This window comes from Bacteroides sp. MSB163 (genome assembly GCF_036416795.1).
GTDB lineage: Bacteria > Bacteroidota > Bacteroidia > Bacteroidales > Bacteroidaceae > Bacteroides > Bacteroides maternus.
Genome location: NZ_CP143867.1, coordinates 3,639,253 through 3,659,813 on the forward strand (window position 1 = coordinate 3,639,253; position 20,561 = coordinate 3,659,813).

The following is a 20,561-nucleotide window of genomic DNA, read 5'->3' on the forward strand; positions in this document are numbered from 1 at the left end:
AAAAAATCCCGGTATGTCTTGCACATCGTTCCAGCCAGGAAAACCGGAAAGATTAGAACTAAGGAGGAATGAACTGGTCAAGACACTGGGGGTAGGTTAGTGGAATTTTTATTACCCATCAATCTTCTGGCAAATTTATTAAATTTGCTTGGGCTTACATTGTAATATTTCTTAAGTACTTCACGGAAGTATTTTGCACCAATGGTACTTCATGGAGAGTACATGGAATTTCCGGTGTGTTGCGTTAAAGAAACGCCTTGATGAGTAAATACCGTTTTTGAAATCACCACACTAACATCTTCCGTCTATAATCCATGGACAGTCAATATTGACGTTTTAATATATCCGACAAGAAAGAACGCTCAATCAATACCTTTACCATCTGATTTTCTTTTGCAAATGCATCTAATTCTCGTTTTACAACCCGCTCTGGAAGTCCAATACGGCAACCGAATTCTTCGAAATCGGTTCTACTCACTTGATACTTATCCAAAAGTTTCATGCCTTTGCGGAACGAATCTTTGTCAAGGGCAAAAATGCGGGGCTCTACTAAATGTAAGGAAATGTTTATCAAATTGTAAGCTGGCGAAAGACGATATTCCTCATTTCTATCAATCAGCGAAAAATTCTTTAGATGAGCATCGCCATTGGGAGTGATAAAGTCAAAATGGCGAGTAATGTAAGTTGCTTCATCATTCTTGAAAAAACAAAGCGCAAATATAAACTCTCCGTATCTACCACTATAGCAAATTGGGGTTGTACACCCGACAGAGAGATACGTCCCACATTGCGAATTGCCTCTTTTGTCGTCCTCGTCATTTTATACTCCGAATTCTCCGGATATACTACTGTGTTTTCTTCCTTTTTTGTGGGTAAATTTACGATATGGTGTATATGGGTAAATGATGATTCATTCCTGCAAGGTGTGTAGCCTGTTATACGAGAAAATATAAGTATGAAAATGCCATAGTAAGTGTTCATTTGAGCTTTATAGAAGTTACCGCATCTTTGCAACGTTAACGTTAGCAAAGAGATTTTGAACATGATTTATTTAATTTAAGAAGAGGAAAAACTATGAGTATTTTGTACAAGAAGGTTTGGCGATTCCTGAATCCGCTGGACAAGAAGTCGATAAAGAAGATATATCCGGTAATCACCTATAAATATGGTGTGGCGATGGATCTGAAGCAGATTGCGAAAAAGATCAGCCGACTTTCCGGTGTGAGTGAAGGTGTGGTGAACTCTGTGTTGAAAGATTTCCGTACGGAGTTGAAAGAAGAACTGCTTCTGGGGCGGTCGGTAAACATTGACGGACTGGGATTTTTTTATCTTGCCGCCCATAGCAAGGGCACAGAAACGGCGGAGGCGTTTACGGCAAATGATATCACCGGTTTGCGCGTCTGCTTCCGTGCCAATAAAGAAATCCGTATTACGGCTAGTGGAAGTACACGTTCCGAAGGACTTAGCCTCAAAGATGTAGACCGCATCAATGATGAACTTCCGACCGAAGAAGGCGGTGGAGGGTCGTCGTCAGGTGAGGGTGGACTGGATGAAAATCCACTTGGATAGGGTCTAAAACCAAAGGTGTTAGAAATTAACAATTAAACGATTGTATTTATGAAAAAGTCTGTTTGGAAGAAAATCCTGAAAGTGGTGATGGCTATTGTTTCGGCCACACTGGGAGCACTGGGAGGCGGTGCGATGAAATGATGACGAGGAGGTAAAGGCCGAGTTAAACTAAGAGAAAGGGGGGTGTCGGAATTCAGGCACTTCCCTTTACTTTTAACGAACCATTTCGTAAAGTAAAGATATCCTGCGGAGCCAGTCGTACTTGTTGCACTAGTGAGTAAAAGAACTATGTATAAATAACGAATAAAAATGCGTAAGAAAAAACTCGTTACTTAATTGTGTTTTCGCCTGAATAACTTTACCTTTGTTTCATAAATCTAAAAAAACGGTAAGTCATGAAATACAAACTATTAGTTCTTGATGTAGACGGAACTTTGCTTGATAGTGAGAAGAAAATCAGCAAGCGGACACTGGCCGCCTTGTTGAAAGTGCAACAGATGGGTGTACGCATCGTATTAGCTTCCGGCAGGCCCACCTATGGCCTTATGCCCATTGCCAAGGCTCTGGAACTGGGCAATTACGGAGGCTTCATTCTCTCCTACAATGGCGGGCAAATTATCAATGCTCAAAGTGGCAAAATACTCTTTGAGCGTAGGATAAACCCCGAAATGCTGCCCTATCTTGAAAAGAAATCCCGTAAGAACGGGTTCTCCATTTTTACGTATCACGAAGATACCATCATCACCGACTCGCCCGAGAACGAGCACATACGCCGCGAAGCCGAGCTGAATGGCCTGGAGATAATTGCCGAAACCGAATTCTCGATAGCGGTGGACTTTGCCCCTTGCAAGTGCATGCTGGTAAGCGATGACGAAGAAGCCCTCGTGGGACTGGAAGACCACTGGCGCCGAAGGTTGAACGGAGCGCTGGATGTATTTCGTTCGGAACCTTATTTTCTGGAAGTGGTGCCCTGTTCCATTGATAAATCCAATACGCTGGGTGCCTTGCTTGAGAAGTTGGGCATCAACTCCGAAGAAGTCATCGCCATCGGCGACGGAGTTTGCGATGTCTCCATGATACAATCCGCCGGACTGGGTATCGCCATGGGAAATGCCCAAGATTCGGTGAAAGTCTGTGCCGACCGCATCACCGCCTCCAACGATGAAGATGGCGTGGCCGAAGCCGTGGAGAAGGCAATACTTGCCGAAATCCGCCCCGCCGACGTGCCCCTGGACCAACTCAACCAGCGTGCCCGCCATGCATTGATGGGAAATCTGGGCATACAATACACTTACGCCTCCGAAGACAGGGTAGAGGCTACCATGCCCGTGGACGAACGTACCCGCCAACCTTTCGGCATTCTGCACGGAGGTGCCAGCCTGGCATTGGCTGAAACCGTGGCCGGACTAGGTTCCATGATACTTTGCAAGCCGGACGAAATAGTGGTCGGCATGCAAGTCAGCGGAAACCATATCTCCTCCGCCCATGAGGGGGATACGGTAAGGGCTGTTGCAACCATCGTGCATAAAGGCCGCTCCTCGCATGTGTGGAATGTGGATGTGTTTACTTCTACGGCCAAGCTCGTGTCTTCAGTGCGTGTAGTCAATAGCATACTGAAAAAAGGATGATCGAAAATGAATTGGACAACGGGCTACAAGAACCACCCGTTGAATCCGCTAAGAAGAACAATACTCGGACCCTCGTAAAAAGAACACTTGCGATTGCCGGTTTAGCCTTGGTTGTATATTTTTTGTACTCCATCGTTCACCTGTTTGTTTCGCCTGACCGTAACATTCAGCAAATCTATCTGGTGCCCGAAGACGCGGCCTTTATCATCCAGTCCTCGGCACCCATCGACGATTGGGCAAAATTCAGCGGAAGCGTAACCTGGCAATGCCTGAAGCGGGCGAAAGCTTTCGAGGACGTCACTCGGAATGTGGAAACGCTCGACACCGTGGTCCGAAGCAATAAAATGTTGTTATCGCTTGTGGGCAAACGAGATATGCTCATCTCGATCCATAAAGTCCGTGCCCGTGATTGGGATTTCCTGATTGTGTTGGACATGCAAAAGGCCTCCAAGATGGACTTGTTGAAGGATCAGCTTGAAACGGTGCTCACCATGGCAGGCAGTTCCGTAACCAACCGGATGCACAACGGGATTAACATCCTTGAAATGCGCGATTCAGATACGCGCGATATTTTTTATTGCGCCTTCGTGGACAACCATTTTGTAGGTTCCTATACCTCCAAGCTTGTAGAGTCGGCCATCGACTCACGCAACAAGCCCAAAATCGGTCTCGATCATTCTTTTATCGAAGCCGAAAAACTGGTGTCCGGCAAAGGACTTGTCCGCGTTTTTATCAATTATGCACGCCTGTCCCAATTCCTGAATATTTATCTGGGAACCGGAAACGAGTACATCGATATGTTCAGCAATTCCATGGATTTTGCCGGACTCTATTTTAATACCGACCACAAACGGATGGAGGTGAAAGGATATACCTTGCGGAAAGACACCGCCGATCCGTACATCATGGCCTTGCTGAACTCGGGTAAGCACCGGATGAAAGCCCACGAAATTCTGTCCGGACGGACGGCACTCTATATCAACATCGGTTTCAGCAATCCGGTGACTTTTGTAAAGGAACTGGAGGATGCACTCGCGGTCCACGATCCGCAATGGTGCGAATCTTATAGGAGTTCCCGGAAGAAGATTGAAAACCTGTTCGACATCTCTCTGGAAGAAAACTTCCTGAGCTGGATGTCGGGAGAATTTGCCATCACCCAATCCGAGCCGGGACTGTTGGGGCACGATCCGGAACTGATTCTGGCCATCGGTGTCAAAAGCATCAAGTACGCCCGTAAAAATATGGAGTTTATAGAAAAGAAGATCAGGCGGCGTACCCCGCTCCGGATAAAGACGGTTGATTATAAGGGATTTGAAATCAACTATGTGGAAATGAAGGGCTTCTTCCGTTTGTTCTTCGGAGGGCTGTTCGACAAGTTCGAAAAACCCTATTACACGTACGTGGGCGATTATGTGGTGTTTAGCAACAAAGCCTCGTCTCTGCTCTCATTTGTAGAAGATTACGATCAGAAGAACCTGTTGAAGGATAATCCGGGATTTAAAAATGCCTTCTCGTACCTGAATTCGAGCTCTACCGTTTTCTTATATACGGATGTACATAAGTTTTATTATCAGCTGAAGCCTATGATGAATGCCGTTACGTGGGGAGAGATACAATCGGACAAGGAGATTGTCTACTCATTTCCCTATTGGACCATGCAGATTACGGGAGACGGCCAGTCCGCCTCGTTGCAATGCGTGATGGACTATAAGCCTTATCAACCGGAAGAAGTGGTCGTAGCGGTGGTAGTCGACGATGAAGCCGACGAAGTGATGAACGAAGATGCCGAAACTGAGAAAGAGCAAATGAGTGAGTTGCAACGCTTCTATGTTGAGAAATTTGAGGGCAACGTCTTGCGGGAGTTTTATCCCGAAGGAGCGTTGAAGAGTGAAGCGGAAGTGAAAGAAGGAAAACGCCACGGACGCTATCGCGAATATTATGAGAACGGCAAACTGAAACTCCGTGGAAAATACGGAAATAACATACCCAAGGGCACATGGAAGTACTATACGGAGGAGGGAGAGTTTGAACGGAAAGAGAAGTATTAAAAAAGAAAAAACAATGCTTGCATATACCTATATTGAACACGGAAAATTTGAACTTATAGAAAAGCCGAAACCTGGGTTGAAAGACCCCCGAGACGCCATTGTCCGCGTGACGCTCGGTAGCATCTGCACCAGCGATTTGCACATCAAGCACGGTAGCGTGCCGCGTGCCTTGCCCGGAACCACGGTGGGGCACGAAATGGTAGGCATCGTGGAGCAAGTAGGTGCGGACGTTACTTCCATCGGACCCGGCGACAGGGTTACGGTGAACGTAGAAACCTTTTGTGGCAAATGCTTCTTTTGCCGACACGGATATATGAACAATTGCACTGATACCAATGGCGGTTGGGCACTGGGTTGCCGTATCGACGGAGGTCAGGCAGAGTACGTCCGCGTGCCTTATGCCGACCAGGGATTGAACCGCATTCCGGATGCGGTGAGCGATGAACAAGCGCTCTTTGTGGGCGACGTGCTTGCCACGGGCTTTTGGGCGGTCCGCATATCGGAGATTACCGAACAGGATACGGTGCTCATCATCGGCGCCGGCCCTACCGGAATCTGCACCCTGCTTTGTGTGATGCTCAAGCACCCCCGTCGCATCATTGTTTGCGAGAAATCTCCTGAAAGAATACGCCTTGTGCGTGAACATTATCCGGACGTACAGGTGGTGGAACCGAAGGATTGCCGGGAATTTGTGTTGCGGAGTAGCGATCATGGCGGAGCCGACGTCGTGCTCGAAGTGGCAGGAACCGATGACGCCTTCCGTCTGACGTGGGAGTGTGCACGCCCCAATGCCATCGTTACTGTGGTGCCCCTTTACGACCGCCCCCCAGGTGCTTCCCTTGCCTGATATGTACGGAAAAAACCTGACCATCAAGACCGGTGGCGTGGATGGGTGCGATTGCGCCGAGATACTTCGCCTGATCGAAGAAGGTAAGATAGACACCACGCCGCTTATCACACATCGCTTCCCGTTGAATGAGATTGAGGAGGCTTACCGGATTTTTGAAAATAAACTGGACGGGGTGATGAAAGTTGCGGTGTCTGAAAGAAAAAGTTACGAGTTACCGGCTACAAATTACAAATAGCTGCGCTATATTCCGAAAGGCACTTGTAGCTCGTAGCCTGTAGCTGATTCATAACCCTATTAAAAAGAATATAGCCTTATGCCCATTATTGAAATATCCTCCTTGTCGCATCCTGGAATCGAGGTGTTCTCCACCCTCACCGAGGCCCAATTGCGCAACCGCATCGAGCCCGATAAAGGTCTGTTCATAGCCGAAAGCCCGAAGGTGATCCGTGTAGCATTAGATGTCGGATATGAACCTCTGGCCCTCTTGTGCGAGCGAAAACACATCACCGGTGATGCCGCCGACATCATCAGTCGTTGCGGCGACGTGCCCGTCTATACCGGCGGGCGGGAGTTGCTCGCCACGCTGACGGGCTATGTCTTGACGCGCGGAGTGTTGTGTGCCATGCGTCGCCCCACGTCCCGCACGGTGGAAGACACATGTCGGGATGCCCGGCGCATCGTCGTCATCGACGGTGTGGTGGACACTACGAACATTGGTGCCATTTTTCGTTCGGCGGCCGCCCTCGGGATGGATGCTGTGTTGCTGACGCGTAACTCTTGCGATCCGTTGAACCGTCGTGCGGTCAGGGTGTCCATGGGTTCGGTTTTCTTGGTTCCCTGGACGTGGCTGGACGGCACTCTCCGTGATCTGGCACGCTACGGCTTCCGCACCGCCGCCATGGCACTTACGGACGATTCTATCTCCATTGCCGATCCTGTCTTGACGTCCGAACCCCGGCTGGCCATCGTGATGGGAACGGAGGGGGAGGGGCTTCCACCCGATACGATTGCAGCGGCGGACTATGTAGTCCGTATCCCGATGGCGCATGGGGTCGATTCGCTCAATGTGGCGGCGGCGGCGGCCGTGGCGTTTTGGCAACTTAGGATTACGGATTAAACACTATTGTTTTTTATTTCGATATAGATAATCTTCGGATGTATAAGAGTTACTTGCGGATAAATATTTCTAAGGAAGAAATTCCATGTGGCTGTTGGATGTATAGAGAGGAAGAGTATGATCGTAAGGAGTCTAAAAGAGAAACTTGGTGCATTATCAAAGTATGAGCCACTAGATTAAAATACCATTCCTCGCTCTTTCTATAAGCGTGAAATGGTTTTTGTTATTCAGCGCGTAATGTTGAGAATTCTTGTTTTTTTAATTGGTAATTTATTATAGGTTACTTGCCGATGCAACATATTAGACCAGTTGACTACCAATGTTTTATAAATAAAATGGTAGAAAAGTCCGTTTTGCACTTCTTTTTCTTCGCTGAACGAGTACAAAATTAGTGCATTTTTTCGGATTATGAAAGCAAGTGAAAAACTTTGTGTGAAATCATTTTTGAAGGGCTGATTTGAGGTGTATTTGGGGATATATGGAATGTGTTGCATCGCATTTTGTTGGTGGTGATGTTCGTGGTTATTTTGTTGACAATTTCTCCAAGGTTGAAGATGATGTAGCGTATTATAACGGTGCTGACCAAAAGAAAAAATAGTTTGCTTGCCGAATGTTTTTCTTTCTCCCTCTTTTTAACTTTACTTTAATGGACGTATATATGAATACGAGGATAAAGTAAAGTCGTTTTTTCTTTTGGTTGGCAAAATAGTTTTATCAAATCCTATGAAACAATGGTTGAAAATAAAACCGTTATAGGTGTCCTTCACTTATAACAGTTTAAAATGTAACTGTTATGGAAGATGTATATTCGTTCTCCGATGCTCACGCTGCGAATAAGTATGTAAGCCATATCTTTTGTTAAAATAGCCTTATTCCCATGGGGTGGTTTGAACCCAACCCATGGGAAATACTCTACTTGGTATATAGCAGTCATTAAAGTCAAGTTGGAAATGTGGTTACTCCTTTTGGGGTTGGCAAAATAGTTCTTTGACATGATGCGTGAATGAGGAACAGATTGCATCTATATAACAAACAATATTTCGTTAATTAGGTATATATAGCGATAATAAACAATATAATAGCACTTAGCTCTGGGAGTTTCTGCTCAAAATGGATTATGTGCATGGTTAATTATGCAATGATGTGTATTTTTCTATGTGTAATACATCATTAAATAAATAAAAAGTATTATCTTTGCGTATTATATGATAGGTTGATTATGGCAAAGAATACAATGGGTACTAAGTTGCCCCGAAAATTGGAGCAGAAGATGCAGATAGTAGGGGAGCAGATTAAGTTGGCTCGCTTGCGTCGGAATTTGAGTGTGGCTCAGGTGGCCGAACGTGCTACCTGTTCTCCGCTAACCGTATCCCGAATCGAGAAAGGTGCACCGACTGTGGCAATCGGCATTTATTTGCGTGTGCTGTATGCTTTGCAGCTTGACGATGATATTCTGTGGCTGGCGAAAGAAGATAAATTGGGGAAAGCCTTGCAGGATTTGAGTTTGAAGACAAGGGAGCGTGCATCTAAAAAAGAATAGGGATGAAGAAACTGTATGTATATGCTGATTTTGACTGGCTGAAGGAGATAGAACTCATTGGCGAGTTGGGCTACGAATCACTTCGTGGCTCTGACAGTTATTGCTTTACATTCAGCGATGATTGGTTGAAAAAGCATGGAGATTTGTTTTTGAGCGATGATTTGAACAATTATCCGGGACAACAATATACGCAGCCGGGGAAGGATATATTCGGATGTTTTTCTGATGCTTTGCCTGATCGTTGGGGACGGACTCTGTTGTTGCGACGTGAGCAGCTTGCAGCAATAGAAGAAAATCGGCCAGTACGAAGATTGTCTTCATTCGATTTCCTGACCGGCATTGATGACTTCTCCCGAATGGGTGCTTTCCGTTTTAAGGAAGACACTGATGGAGAGTTTATAAATGTAAGTGAGTCGTTGAAAATTCCGCCTTTGACGGATATTAGGGAATTGATTGCGGCCAGTGCGGAGATTGAGAGAAGCGAAGAGGATAATGTGTTGCCAGACAGAAAGTGGATTACGCAACTTGTGCAACCGGGTTCTTCATTGGGTGGAGCAAGACCGAAAGCCAGTGTGATAGATACGGATAAAACGCTTTATGTCGCCAAGTTTACTTCTCGTAATGATGATTACGATGCCGGACTTTGGGAACATTTCAGCCATTTGCTTGCAGCAAAAGCCGGTATAAATGCAGCAAAAACAAAAGTTATTGCCACAGGCGAAAAATATCACACCTTGCTTTCAGAACGTTTTGACAGAACCAAAGATGGAAAACGGATTCATTTTGCTTCTGCAATGACTTTGTTGGGACTGAATGACGGAGATAATGCAACTACAGGGCATGGTTATTTGGATATAGTGGATTTCATTATTCAAAACTGTACGGATGTTGAGTACAATTTGCAGGAACTCTATCGCCGTGTGGCTTTCAATATCTGCATTGGCAACAGCGATGACCATTTCCGCAATCATGGTTTTCTTTTGACTGCAAAAGGCTGGACGCTCTCACCTGCATACGATATGAATCCCACTCTGAACGAATATCAAAGTCTGCTTATTTCGGCAACTTCCAACAAGGCAGACCTCGGCATTTTGCTTGATGCTTGTGTGCACTATATGCTCAACAGAAAAACAGTTGAACATATTGTTTCAGAGGTTATTAATGTTGTGAAAGGGTGGCGAGGGTTGGCGGTACGGTTAGGTATATCTAAGCGAGAAATGGATATGTTTAGAGGGGTGTTGGATGAGAGGTGTAAAATGAATTTTTAGTAATGTTATTGTTTTGTAAATATGGCTTCAGAAACTAAGCGTGAAAAGACAAGAGTTTGTTGTCTAGATTTAGATGAGGATTGTTTGAACTTGTTAAAAGACAGATTTGATGTTTATGACGGAAGTTTGGGAAAACCTATTGATGTGTCTGGGAAAAATCATGGTGGTTTGAACTTATTACTCAATTATGAATTACCTCAAAATATACATGAATATGATATATTTATCGAGGATATGATAAGGCCTGATAGGATTCCGTATAATACAGAAGAAAATACGAGGACAGAGATTTTAGGTTCAAAAGCATATTATTTTATCAGTAATGCTCCGCAAACAATATTTGATCCATGCCCATATGGTAGTTCAATTCTGAATTATAGTCTTCATAAAGACAGAAATAGACCAGCCATAAGAATAGTATTTCAAGCCCCATATCAGTTAGTAAAATATGTCATTAGGGATATAAATGATTATTATTCCAGTCAGAGTATAGAGCATAATAACTATGAGCATTTGGTGGATTGTTGCTCTTCTAATATGGTTGGTACAGAGGTGAAATTATGTGATTGTATATTATCAAGAGTATTGTTTGAACCTTTTCTTAATGATGTTTCTTATTGTCAGATATATGAACATCCAACAGTATGGGATAATAACGGCGAAAAAAGAGTAAAAGATGACCAATTCTTACCTTTGTTAATGAATAGAACTGGAGGTGTTGTTTCTTACTTCTTTATGAGTAAGAACGATATAATTTTGGTATTGCCTCAAACAAAAAGGAAGCGAGAATTGTTACAAAAGGTAATGCAAGAGTTTCTGTTTAAATATTTTTCTGGATATTTTCCAGAAGTAGAAGAGTCGTTATGGTTAAATCAGTCAATTTATTATTTACCAGGGCAAGAAGAATTGCTTAGAGAAAAAGAGGAGTTAATTGCGGAATATAATGAACGTCTGATTGCTTTGGAAGAAAAAATAGAAATGAATAGTAACGAATATTCATTTTTGCATAAACTTCTTACTGCAACAGGGGATGAGTTAGTTGAAGTTTGTCTTGAATATTTTAAATGGTTAGGATTTAAAGATGTAATTGATAAAGACAAGGAACTCGATAAGGAATTCAATGAGGAGGATATTCAAATTAATACAGAAGATAAAGGATTGCTCCTTGTGGAAATAAAAGGTATTAATGGAACCTCAACAGATGCACAATGTAGTCAAATCTTTAAGAATGTTTTTCGCAGAAGGGAAGAACAACAAAGATTTGATGTCTTTGGATTGTATATTGTTAATAATGAAAGAGGTGTAGAACCTCTTTCCAGAACAATTCCTCCATTTAATCAGCAGCAGATCAAGGATGCGGTAAATGAAAAAAGAGGATTGTGCTATACGTGGCAATTGTTTAATCTGTATTTCGAGATAGAAGATGGGATCATAACTAAACAAGAAGCCCAAAGTATACTATTTAATAATGGCTTAATAGATTTTAGGCCAAAAGTAAATGAAGTGGCCGTGCCACATAAGTATTATGGACAACATACCATAGTATGCCTGAAAATTGACAACGTAAAAATTAGTGTTGGGGATTTTTTCTTTTACGAGGAAGATGGTAGGTGGAAGAAGTTAAAAATATTAACTATTAAAGATGGAGATGAAAAATTTCAATCCGTATCAAAAGGAAATTACGGATTTGAACTAGATAGGCGATGCCCTAATAAAAAGATGTTATACGTAAAGCAATAAAATATTATAGTTCTATTGTACAATAGGTGATTCTTGAGTTTTGGCTGTCAAACAACAACCTGAAAGTTGTGTAATCTCGATTATTTATAGTACCTTTGCCTACAAAATAAGGCAAAGGTATTTTTGATGCATACAATGGCTGAAGACAAGATAGACAACGCTTTAGGAGAAGGAATGAATATAATGGAAAATAAGAGCGAGGATTGGATTTGCCATTCACAGGCTATAGCAGCAATCATGTCAAACCGAATGGAGGAACTTGGTATGACACAACGAGCTTTGGCTGAGAAAATGAATTGTACCCAGCAGTATGTTTCTAAAGTGTTGAAAGGTCGTGAAAATTTGTCGTTGGAAACCTTATGCAAAATAGAAAATGCATTAGACATCAAGATATTGCAAGCTAGAATAAATAAGTAGTAACACCATAGCAGGACAAGAATATGTCAACACAAAGCGAAGCGGCGTTGGAAGCCGGACTGATAGCCACACTCCGACAAATGGACTATGAGTATGTCCAGATTGTCGAGGAAGATAATCTTTATGTTAATTTCAAACGTCAGTTGGAGATTCATAACAAGAAACAACTGGCGGAAGTTGGTCGTACTTCATTTACGGATGAAGAGTTTGAGAAGATATTAATTTATCTTGAAGGTGGAACTCGCTTTGAAAAGGCCAAGAAACTTCGTGACCTCTATCCGCTTGATATGGTAAATGGACAACGGATTTGGGTGGAATTTCTCAATCGTACCCAATGGTGTCAGAATGAGTTTCAGGTCTCGAATCAGATTACTGTTGAAGGACGGAAAAAATGCCGCTATGATGTGACTATACTTATCAATGGTTTACCATTGGTTCAGATAGAGTTAAAGCGCAGGGGAGTAGAACTCAAACAGGCATATAATCAGATACAACGCTATCATAAGACTTCGTTCCACGGATTGTTCGACTATATTCAATTGTTTGTTATATCAAATGGTGTCAATACCCGCTATTTTGCCAACAATCCTAATAGCGGTTATAAGTTTACATTCAATTGGACGGATGCAGCCAATCATCCGTTTAATGAATTGGATAAGTTTGCCGTATTCTTCTTGGAAAAATGTACGCTTGGCAAAATAATAGGGAAATATATCGTGCTGCACGAGGGCGACAAATGTTTGATGGTGCTTCGTCCTTATCAGTTCTATGCCGTAGAGAAAATTCTAGATCGTGTGCAGAACTCCAACGATAACGGCTATATATGGCATACAACAGGAGCCGGAAAGACATTGACTTCGTTCAAGGCTGCCCAACTTGTGTCAGAGTTGGATGATGTGGATAAGGTTATGTTTGTTGTTGACCGACATGACCTTGATACTCAGACTCAATCGGAATATGAAGCGTTTGAGCCGGGAGCTGTGGATAGTACTGATAATACGGATGAACTTGTGAAGCGACTTCAAAGCAATTCTAAGATTATCATCACTACCATTCAGAAACTCAATGCCGCAGTCAGCAAGACGTGGTATAGCAACAAGATTGAAACTATTCGCCACTCACGTATCGTGATGATATTTGATGAGTGTCATCGTAGCCACTTTGGGGATAGTCATAAGAAGATTATGAAGTTCTTTGACAATGCTCAAATCTTTGGCTTCACGGGAACACCTATTTTTACTGAAAATGCGGTAGATGGGCATACCACTAAGGAGATATTCGGAAATTGTCTTCATAAATATCTTATTAAGGATGCCATAGCCGATGAAAACGTGCTTGGATTCCTTGTGGAGTATTATCACGGCAACGAAGTTGTTGACAACGACAATCAAGCTCGTATGGAGGAAATCGCCAAGTTTATCCTTAACAATTTCAACAAATCCACATTCGACGGAGAGTTTGATGCCTTGTTTGCTGTGCAATCCGTGTCGATGCTCATACGATATTACAAGATATTCAAATCGTTGAATCCGAAAATCCGTATAGGTGCTGTGTTTACTTACGCTGCCAACAATAGTCTGGATGATGAACAGACCGGCATGGGTACAGGGCAGTATGCAAAAGAGGGTGTGGGTGAGGCTGATGAACTGCAAACAATTATGGACGATTATAACAATATGTTCGGCACTGCCTTTACTACAGAAAACTTCCGTGCCTACTATGATGACATCAATCTGCGCATGAAAAAGAAGAAAGCGGATATGAAACCGCTTGACCTTTGTCTTGTCGTGGGTATGTTCCTTACCGGTTTCGACAGTAAAAAACTGAATACTCTCTATGTAGATAAGAATATGGAATATCACGGTTTGCTGCAAGCATTCAGTCGTACCAACCGAGTATTGAACGAGAAGAAACGTTTCGGTAAAATCGTTTGCTTCCGTGACTTGAAAAATAATGTTGATACGTCTATTAAATTGTTCAGCAACTCTGATAATTCTGAAGATATAGTACGTCCACCGTTTGAGGATGTAAAAAAGGAATATAAATGCTTGGCAACAGAGTTCCTGAAAAAATATCCTACACCCAGCAGTATAGATTTTCTGCAAAGCGAAAATGACAAGAAAAATTTTGTTCTGGCATTTCGTGATATTATCCGTAAACATGCGGAAATCCAGATATACGAAGATTATAGCGAGGATGCGGAAGATCTTGGTATGACTGAGCAGCAATTCAACGACTATAAGAGTAAGTATCTTGACATTACAGTCGGGTTTATAGAACCGCCTGTAATTCCATCTGTAGTTGCAGAAGACCCTGTTCCGTATGGGAACAGTCAGGGATTAGAGGATATAGATTTCTGTCTTGAACTTCTACATAGCGACATTATCAATGTGGCTTACATTCTTGAACTCATTGCAGAACTTGACCCATATAGCAATGATTATTCAGAGAAAAGGCAACATATCATTGACACAATGATTAAGGATGCCGGGATGCGAGGCAAAGCCAAACTCATTGATGGCTTTATTCGGAAAAATGTTGATGAAGATAAGGAAAACTTCATGAGTGGACGTAGTAAGGCTGATGGTACAAGTGAATTGGAAGAGCGTTTGAATCAATATATTGTATCTGAACGCAATAAGGCTGTAAAAGATTTGTCGGATGATGAACAAATTCCTACCGAGGTGCTGAATCTATACATAAAGGAGTATGACTATTTGCAAAAGGAACAGCCGGAAATCATACAAAAGGCATTGAAAGAAAAACATCTTGGTCTTATAAAAACAAGAAAGGCGTTGACGAGAATCATGGAGAGATTGCGTAATATAATAAGAACATTTAATTGGGAGTAAATACGTATATGGTAAAAACAAATGAACCCGGATATGTGTATATCTTGACTAATCCAAGTTTTCGTGAGGATTGGGTTAAGATTGGCAAAAGCGCACGCCCTGTTGATATACGTTCCAAGGAACTTGACAATACGGCAGTTCCGTTGCCTTTTGAGATACATGCAACCATTAAAACGGTTAAATATAATGAGGTGGAAAAACTCGTGCATAAGATAATCGACAATTTGACTGATTTTCGTATTCGTCAGAACAGAGAATTTTTTAATGTCGCTCCGCAAAAAGCATTGGAAATTTTTAAAGAAATAGCACAAACTATAGATGATGCCGTAATAACAGAATATGAGAATAATCAACCTTTGCGTAGCGATAACTTTATATCTCAATCTGTTCAAAATGAATTGCCAAGAAAATGTACTAATAGCAGAAAAGACTATACAAAATATTCACTTAATGGAGTTGGTTCTTATGGGAAAGGTAGATTAGCATTAGAAGTAGTTCGACTTTTTATCGAGTCTACCTCTGTTGATTATAAAGAGCTAATTAATTTGTTGCCTAAACACTTAGTTAAAACCGTTGAAGAAGTCGGAAATTGGAAACTTAAAACGTCAGATACGCATAAAAGATGGTTTGAAAAAGATATTCTTATGTCTAATGATGGTGTCAGGTTTGTTGTATCATCACAGCATGGTAAGAATAATATAGGTCGTATTTTAGAGTTTGCGAATAAATTTGGTTTTGTAATTAAAGAATTATAATAAATATGAGCGAAGAACTGCAACAGAAACTCCGTGACCAGCTTTGGGAGGTCGCAAATCGTTTGCGTGGCAATATGTCGGCAAGCGACTTTATGTATTTCACATTGGGTTTTATTTTCTATAAATACTTATCTGAGAAAATAGAAAAGTATGCCAACAATGCCTTGGTGGATGATGAAATAACCTTTAAGGAATTGTGGGAAATGGATGATACCGATGTAGTCGAGTTACAAGAGGAAGTAAAGAATCAATGCTTGGAAAATATAGGTTACTTCATTGAACCGAAATTCTTGTTTTCGTCCGTAATAGAGGCCATCAAGCGGAAAGAGAACATTTTACCTATACTTGAACGTTCATTGAAGCGTATCGAAGACAGCACTCTTGGACAGGACAGCGAAGAGGATTTCGGAGGATTGTTTTCAGATATAGACTTGGCTTCACCTAAATTGGGTAAAACAGCCAATGATAAAAATACACTCGTCAGCAATGTGCTTCTTGCATTGGACGATATAGACTTTAGCGTAGAGGCATCACAGGAAATTGACATCTTGGGTGATGCTTACGAATATATGATTTCGCAGTTTGCGGCAGGAGCCGGGAAAAAAGCCGGGGAATTCTATACTCCGCAGGAAGTTAGCCGTATTTTGGCAGAGATTGTTTCCATTGGACACCAGCGTTTGCGCAATGTATATGACCCTACTTGTGGTAGTGGCTCATTGCTTCTTCGTGCTGCAAGTATTGGAAATGCGGTTGATATTTACGGACAGGAAAAGAATCCGACGACCTACAACCTCGCCAGAATGAATATGTTGCTTCACGGTATCAGATTCAGCAATTTCAAGATTGAAAACGGCGATACGCTTGAATGGGATGTCTTTGGCGACACTCAGTTTGATGCGGTAGTCGCAAATCCTCCATTCTCTGCCGAATGGAGTGCTGCCGACAAATTTAATACCGATGACCGTTTCAGCAAAGCAGGGCGACTTGCGCCAAAGAAGACAGCAGATTATGCTTTTATCCTACACATGATTTATCACTTGAACGAAGGTGGTACGATGGCTTGTGTCGCTCCACACGGTGTTTTGTTCCGTGGTAATGCAGAAGGGGTAATACGCCGTTTCCTGATAGAGAAGAAAAACTATATCGATGCCATTATCGGTTTGCCGGCTAATATATTCTATGGTACAAGTATTCCGACCTGTATTCTTGTGATGAAGAAATGCCGTAAGGAAGATGATAATATTCTGTTCATAGATGCGAGCAAGGAGTTTGAGAAAGTCAAGACACAAAACAAACTGCGTAAAGAGCATATTGACAAGATTGTTGATACCTATCGCGAGCGAAAAGAAATAGAAAAGTACAGCCATCTTGCCACTTTACAGGAGGTTGCCGATAACGACTATAATCTGAATATTCCTCGTTATGTCGATACTTTTGAAGAGGAAGAACCTATTGACATTAAAGCTGTAATGGCAGAAATCAAGGAGTTGGAAGCCAAACGTGCCGAACTAGATAAGGAGATTGAAGTATATCTTAAAGAATTGGGACTGGTTGAATAATAGTGTTATGGCAGAGATAGATAACATCCCGGAAATGCGTCCTTCATTCGACAATATCCGCCGTCACGATGAGAGCGAAAATGAATATTGGAGTTCACGTGACCTATGCGCTGCTATGGGTTATTCGGCTTATTGGAAATTCCAAAAAGTCATAGACAAAGCAATCAAAGTCGCAGGCATAAAAGGAATGAATATTGATGAGCATTTCAACCAAGCGGTTGATATGGTGAAGATAGGCAGTGGCTCGTTCCGTAAAGTCAGTATCTTCCGCTTGTCACGTATGGCGTGTATGATTATTGCTGAAAATGCTGATGCAAAAAAAGTATTGGTACAACAGGCAAGAGATTACTTTTCTCAAACCATATCTACTAACGAATTGGTGCTTAACTCATATAGTTCCAATCTGTTACTGTATAAAACCGCACAAGGAGAAGTTCGAGTAGAGGTAATATTCAATAGTGAAACATTCTGGATGTCGCAAAAGCGCATGGCGGACTTGTTTGGGGTGGATGTACGAACCATCAACTATCATCTTGGACAGATTTATGAATCCAGTGAACTTACCAAAGAGGCAACTATCCGAAAAATTGGGATAGTTCAATCCGAGGGAGAACGAGACGTGGAGCGTACACCGTTGTTCTATAATTTGGATGCTATCATAGCGGTAGGTTATCGTGTCAATAGCTATCAAGCCACTCAGTTTCGTATTTGGGCTACGTCTGTTTTGAAGGAATTTGTCATTAAAGGGTATGCTCTTGATGATGAAAGACTAAAACAGGGAAAGCATTTTGGCAAAGATTATTTTGATGATTTGCTGGAGCGTATTCGTGAGATACGCACATCGGAACGCAGATACTACCAGAAGATAACAGACATCTATGCGGAATGCAGTGCTGATTACGCCCCGAAATCGGATTGTACTAAATTGTTCTTCAAAATGGTGCAAAATATGATGCATTTGGCTGTGACTAATCGTACCGCTGCTGAAATAGTGTATGAACGTGCCGACTCTGAAATGCCCCATATGGGATTGACCACTTGGAAGAAAGCTCCCGATGGTAGAGTTCAGAAAGTCCGATACGATTGTGGCAAAGAACTATTTGTCAGACAAAGAGATTTCCGAACTTAACGGCGTAACTAACGCATTCCTTGAATTTGCAGAGCTTCGTGCCCAACGTCACATTATAACAACGATGGAAGATTGGAAGCAACGTCTTGAACAGTTTCTTGGCACTATGGATTATAAGGCACAAGATACTGCCGGTAAAGTTTCACAAGAAGCAGCACGAGAGAAGGCGTATGGCGAGTACGAGAAATATAAAGTGATTCAAGACCGTTCTTTTATCTCTGATTTCGACCGGTTTAATAATGGCGACAAATTGTTGCCGTTTGATATTAACCCTGATAAAGAATAATGATTATGGCAAATAATAACGAAAATAAAATCCTCAATGTTCCCCATTTGAGATTCCCTGAGTTTAGTGGGGAGTGGGAGAAATGTAAAGTGTCCGAGCTATTGGACTTCTATTCAACCAATTCTTTGAGTTGGGAACAACTTGAATATGGGACGAAAGCCATGATGAACTTACATTATGGGCTCATTCATGTGGGACTTCCTACGATGGTAGATTTGACAAGAGATAGACTACCCAATGTCAAAAAGGGTAATATGCCTAAAAATTTTGAATTGTGCAAAGAAGGAGATATTGCCTTTGCTGATGCTTCGGAAGATACGAATGAGGTTGCAAAAGCTGTTGAGTTTTTCGATCTTGATAGGAAAGATGTAGTCTGTGGATTGCACACAATTCATGGACGAGATAATAGTGATAGAACGGTTACTGGATTCAAAGGATATGCTTTTTCTTCTACTGCATTTCATAATCAGATAAGGCGTATAGCGCAAGGAGCAAAGATATATTCTATCAGTACAAAGAATTTTTCTGAGTCTTATATAGGTGTTCCATCCAAAGCAGAGCAAACCAAAATAGCTACACTGTTACGTCTAATAGACGAACGCATCACTACCCAAAGCAAAATCATTGAGAAACTGCAATCCTTAATTAAAGGGCTTGCAGTTGCGCTAACGACCAAAGAAAAGGCTAACATTGCAATTTCTCAGTGTTTAGAGTGTCATAGCTCAACACTTCAAGAGAGCGAGGTTTTGTCTAGTGGACTATGCAAAGTGTTTGGTGCAAATGGATTGGTTGGTTATAAAGATGTGCCACAAATGAACGGTGATGCGATACTGGTAATCAAAGATGGTTCGGGTGTTGGTACAGTTTCCTATGCACAGGGCAAATTTTCGGTAATTGGCACACTCAACTATCTTACTGTCATAGGCAACAATGATTTGCGTTATCTGTACTTTGCGCTGTCAGTATTCAACTTTCAACCGTACAAAACTGGTATGGCGATACCACATATCTACTTCAAAGATTATGGTAAAGCGAAAATATATTGTCCTTCACTTGCTGAACAAAAGCGTGTCGCAAACGTGCTTGACAAATTGGAGAGCAAACTTTTTGTTGAGCAAGAACTTCTTGCGTCATTCAATCAACAAAAACTGTATTTGTTGGGGAAGATGTTTATATGAACATCTTCCTTAATAGATATTGTTTCTGTATTTGATATTTCTGTAATAGTTGCCTTTCAACATCCTCTTTAAGCGATAACACTGAAAGAAGATGACTAATTTCTTTTTGCCTATCTAAATCTGGTATTGGGCATTTTATGTGATTTATATCCTTTAGGTAGGCTGTTTTCATCGTACCTTCAGTTACAACACGTTCAACTTCTTTTTGAAAATATGAAGATTGCATAAAGTAATAAAGAAATTCAACATCAATATTTGTATTAGGGACAATACCTAAAATTCCTTGTTTGGTACAGACTGGATATTTGTTTATAGAAATAGCACCGATTGTTGCTCCATTAGAGTATATAATGGAGTGCGTAGGAATCAGCCATGCTGAAGATTTTTTGAGTCCTAACTCTGTAATATAGTCTTTGTTAGCCGATAAATATTTATTGCTCAAATCGTCTATTTTTATGAAAGGAATGCTGCCGTTATCATAAAATTCTGTATTTGACGTAGTGGGTGTTCCACCCTCACCTGCTTTACTATATAATGTTTCAAATGCCACTAACTGCCCACATTTCAGAGTTATTATATCATCTATAAGCCCTTTAATTAAGGATTGCTGTACAGTAATGTCCGC

The 20,561-nt window shown here is 41.8% G+C and carries 16 protein-coding genes and 2 pseudogenes; 16 read left to right on the top strand and 2 right to left on the bottom strand.

Annotated elements, in window-relative coordinates; translation table 11 throughout:
* Positions 1-322: 322 nt before the first annotated feature.
* Positions 323-751 carry a HipA domain-containing protein gene (locus VYM24_RS13495; RefSeq protein ID WP_330942252.1) on the bottom strand — a complete coding sequence of 143 codons (429 nt, stop codon included), beginning with the start codon at positions 749-751 and terminating at the stop codon, positions 323-325.
* Here VYM24_RS13495 and VYM24_RS13500 point away from each other — a divergent pair.
* The 16 genes and pseudogenes from VYM24_RS13500 to VYM24_RS13575 all read left to right on the top strand — a co-directional run bounded on the left by VYM24_RS13500 (position 635) and on the right by VYM24_RS13575 (position 19,936).
* On the top strand, positions 635-931 hold the full coding sequence (locus tag VYM24_RS13500; RefSeq protein WP_330940244.1) for a hypothetical protein: 297 nt from the start codon (positions 635-637) through the stop codon (positions 929-931). The two genes, VYM24_RS13495 and VYM24_RS13500, sit on opposite strands and share 117 nt — an antisense overlap.
* Before the next feature lie 143 nt (positions 932-1,074).
* Positions 1,075-1,569, top strand: a complete 495-nt coding sequence (locus VYM24_RS13505; protein WP_299089457.1) for an HU family DNA-binding protein — start codon at positions 1,075-1,077, stop codon at positions 1,567-1,569.
* Between the two features lie 48 nt (positions 1,570-1,617).
* Positions 1,618-1,710, top strand: coding sequence for a smalltalk protein (locus VYM24_RS13510; protein ID WP_299089456.1), 93 nt, complete (start codon positions 1,618-1,620; stop codon positions 1,708-1,710).
* Positions 1,711-1,964: 254 nt separating this feature from the next.
* Positions 1,965-3,197 (top strand): Cof-type HAD-IIB family hydrolase, encoded by a 1,233-nt coding sequence (locus tag VYM24_RS13515; protein ID WP_299089455.1) that lies wholly within the window; start codon positions 1,965-1,967, stop codon positions 3,195-3,197.
* Complete coding sequence (locus VYM24_RS13520) at positions 3,194-5,245, top strand: toxin-antitoxin system YwqK family antitoxin (protein WP_330940245.1); 2,052 nt, start codon at positions 3,194-3,196, stop codon at positions 5,243-5,245. The genes VYM24_RS13515 and VYM24_RS13520 overlap by 4 nt, the downstream gene beginning before the upstream one ends.
* Before the next feature lie 13 nt (positions 5,246-5,258).
* A pseudogene (locus VYM24_RS13525) lies at positions 5,259-6,330 on the top strand (alcohol dehydrogenase).
* Positions 6,331-6,408: 78 nt separating this feature from the next.
* The gene (locus VYM24_RS13530) at positions 6,409-7,212 is read left to right on the top strand and encodes a TrmH family RNA methyltransferase (protein WP_299089453.1); all 804 of its coding nucleotides are present in this window, start codon (positions 6,409-6,411) and stop codon (positions 7,210-7,212) included.
* Positions 7,213-8,431: 1,219 nt separating this feature from the next.
* Positions 8,432-8,752 carry a helix-turn-helix domain-containing protein gene (locus VYM24_RS13535; protein ID WP_005845276.1) on the top strand — a complete coding sequence of 107 codons (321 nt, stop codon included), beginning with the start codon at positions 8,432-8,434 and terminating at the stop codon, positions 8,750-8,752.
* A gap of 2 nt (positions 8,753-8,754) precedes the next feature.
* A complete protein-coding gene (locus VYM24_RS13540) occupies positions 8,755-10,020 on the top strand; it encodes a type II toxin-antitoxin system HipA family toxin (RefSeq protein ID WP_032557991.1) in 1,266 nt (421 codons plus the stop codon).
* 21 nt (positions 10,021-10,041) lie between these two features.
* Complete coding sequence (locus VYM24_RS13545; protein ID WP_330940246.1) at positions 10,042-11,760, top strand: hypothetical protein; 1,719 nt, start codon at positions 10,042-10,044, stop codon at positions 11,758-11,760.
* A gap of 135 nt (positions 11,761-11,895) precedes the next feature.
* Complete coding sequence (locus VYM24_RS13550; RefSeq protein WP_009125814.1) at positions 11,896-12,177, top strand: helix-turn-helix domain-containing protein; 282 nt, start codon at positions 11,896-11,898, stop codon at positions 12,175-12,177.
* A gap of 23 nt (positions 12,178-12,200) precedes the next feature.
* Complete coding sequence (locus tag VYM24_RS13555; RefSeq protein ID WP_009125813.1) at positions 12,201-15,029, top strand: type I restriction endonuclease subunit R, EcoR124 family; 2,829 nt, start codon at positions 12,201-12,203, stop codon at positions 15,027-15,029.
* 8 nt (positions 15,030-15,037) lie between these two features.
* Positions 15,038-15,784 (top strand): GIY-YIG nuclease family protein, encoded by a 747-nt coding sequence (locus tag VYM24_RS13560; protein WP_009125812.1) that lies wholly within the window; start codon positions 15,038-15,040, stop codon positions 15,782-15,784.
* A gap of 5 nt (positions 15,785-15,789) precedes the next feature.
* A complete protein-coding gene (locus VYM24_RS13565) occupies positions 15,790-17,343 on the top strand; it encodes a type I restriction-modification system subunit M (protein WP_005864312.1) in 1,554 nt (517 codons plus the stop codon).
* A 7-nt stretch (positions 17,344-17,350) separates the two neighbouring features.
* Positions 17,351-18,758, top strand: a pseudogene (locus tag VYM24_RS13570) (virulence RhuM family protein).
* Between the two features lie 5 nt (positions 18,759-18,763).
* Positions 18,764-19,936 (top strand): restriction endonuclease subunit S, encoded by a 1,173-nt coding sequence (locus tag VYM24_RS13575; RefSeq protein ID WP_330940247.1) that lies wholly within the window; start codon positions 18,764-18,766, stop codon positions 19,934-19,936.
* On the opposite strand, the gene VYM24_RS13580 is transcribed toward VYM24_RS13575, so the two are convergent.
* Positions 19,929-20,486 carry a restriction endonuclease subunit S gene (locus VYM24_RS13580; protein ID WP_032943358.1) on the bottom strand — a complete coding sequence of 186 codons (558 nt, stop codon included), beginning with the start codon at positions 20,484-20,486 and terminating at the stop codon, positions 19,929-19,931. The genes VYM24_RS13575 and VYM24_RS13580 overlap by 8 nt on opposite strands.
* Positions 20,487-20,561: the final 75 nt, after the last annotated feature.